The organism is Mesobacillus sp., from assembly GCF_049588175.1.
Classification (GTDB): Bacteria; Bacillota; Bacilli; order Bacillales; family Cytobacillaceae; genus Mesobacillus.
The window spans coordinates 1-1,901 of sequence record NZ_JBAVFI010000682.1 but is presented as its reverse complement, the minus strand read 5'-3'; the positions used below and the strand labels follow the sequence as shown (position 1 = coordinate 1,901).

General features: G+C 35.8%; 3 protein-coding genes. All 3 read left to right on the top strand.

Annotated elements, in window-relative coordinates; genetic code table 11:
• A partial coding sequence (locus WB217_RS16580) for a rhodanese-like domain-containing protein (protein ID WP_423994375.1) occupies nt 1–276 on the top strand: 276 nt, incomplete at its 5' end.
• A gap of 227 nt (nt 277–503) precedes the next feature.
• Nucleotides 504–788 (top strand): hypothetical protein, encoded by a 285-nt coding sequence (locus WB217_RS16575; RefSeq protein WP_423994374.1) that lies wholly within the window; start codon nt 504–506, stop codon nt 786–788.
• Nucleotides 789–935: 147 nt separating this feature from the next.
• On the top strand, nt 936–1,901 hold a 966-nt coding region (locus WB217_RS16570), incomplete at its 3' end, for a WD40 repeat domain-containing protein (RefSeq protein WP_423994373.1).

Genomic DNA, 1,901 nt, shown 5'->3' with positions numbered 1-1,901 from the left:
GTAGAAGTTCAAAATGGATTAGGAAAAAATGGATTTGAAGTTGTAGACGTTCGTGAAGTAAGTGAAGTAGCAGAAGGGATCATTCCGGGCGCAATACACATTCCACTTGGTCTTCTTGAGTTCAGAATGAATGAACTTGATAAGAATAAAACCTACGTTATCGTTTGCCGATCAGGCGGACGCAGTTCAAGAGCAACCCAGTTCCTTGAATACCAAGGTTTTGATGTTATTAATATGCAGGGCGGTATGATGTCCTGGCAGGGTCCTACACAATAAAATAAAAAGAATTACAAACGATAGAGGCAGCCAGACTGTCTCTATTTTTTTGCACTTTTCTAAAGGCTGTATTCTAAAAGAAAGTAACAATGTTTACGAAAACCCCTTTCAAAAATAAACAACCTCTTAAAAGATACCCATTTATATAAATTTGTTGCAAGACATATAAGCTAATGGTTAAATAAAGGAAAGAAGATTTCGACAATTAGCAGCAAGGAGGAATTCTGATGTCAGCTTTTAGCCGCGTGGAGTTAGAACTTGTGCAAAAAGAAGTATCTTTCGACAGAATCTTTGATATTCTGGTTAAAGGATGCTGGATTGAAGAAAATGATCTTAATTGCCTGGTATCAGTTGATTGTATTCATTTTAAAGGTGGCTTCCATGATTCTTTTTTTAAGATTACGTTAATGTTTGGCCAATTGATTATTGAGTCAGACAGTCCATGGGAGTTGGAGGTACTTACTGAAGAATTAAAAGAAATCGCAGTTAAAAAGCCTAGTCTGGTCAAATAATGATACATATATGAAGCTTGCCGTTTTAACTGGCAAGCATTTTTTTATGCGCAGAAAATTAGAGGTCACTAGGATTCGATTTCATAGATTTATCACAAATTACGGATATAATTTTATGAGATACTAGTGAAAGAAAGGAAGTAAAATATGAAGAAAATTTATTTGCTGGTCACAGCTGCTTTCACTATATTTTTATCAGCCTGTTCATTAGATACATTTGAGCCTATTCAGAGTAAATCGTCTTTTATTTCTACAGTTAACATAAAAGACATGACAATATCTTTTTACGATTTGGATAAGGATATGAGGCTTCCTGATTGGAAAGTAGACAAGCCTTATATAGGCGGCATGATCTTTCCTAATAAAGATACATTGTTGCTTTATGGAAATACACTGGAATCTGTAGATTTGTATTCATTAAGCAAAGGGAAGAAAATCGGGTCCTGGGAAACTGGTAAAGGAATCGTAAACGGAATATTAATTCAGAATGGTTCAGAAATCGCTTTTGCTGATCAAGAAAGAGATAGTATCCGATTTTACAGCCTTGTTGGGAAAGAAATAAAAGAGATTAAAACGGAAAGAGATCCTTTGACAATACTTGAGGCTGAGGATAAGCAAAAACTGTACGTAATGAGTTTCAATCATAAAATGTTGAGCATTATTGACTTGGAGAAGAAAGAAAAGCTGCCAGGCTTTGAGATTCACGCTGCAGCAGCCGGCGGACTATTGAATCAGCAAAAAGGCGAATTATGGATTGGGGGCCATGGAGAAGGTACAACTGTAGAAGAACGTATCCACGTTTATGACCTGAAAAGCGGTGAATTGAAGAAAGAAATTGCTGCGCCTGCTATGCCTGTCAATTTTATTAAGGATAAACACAGCATATATGTTCTAAGCCATGGATCTAACATGTTATATCAATTAGGAGAGAATGGTGAGATAAAGTCCTCAATAAAAGTAGGGGCAAATCCATTCGAAATTGAGCTTTTTGAAAATAAGCTATTTATTGCTGGCTATGACAGTAATGATTTATATATTGTGAATCCGGAAAATTTAAAAGTCGAAAAAACGGTTAGTGTTGGAAAAGGACCGTTTCAAATAGTTACAAGGGAG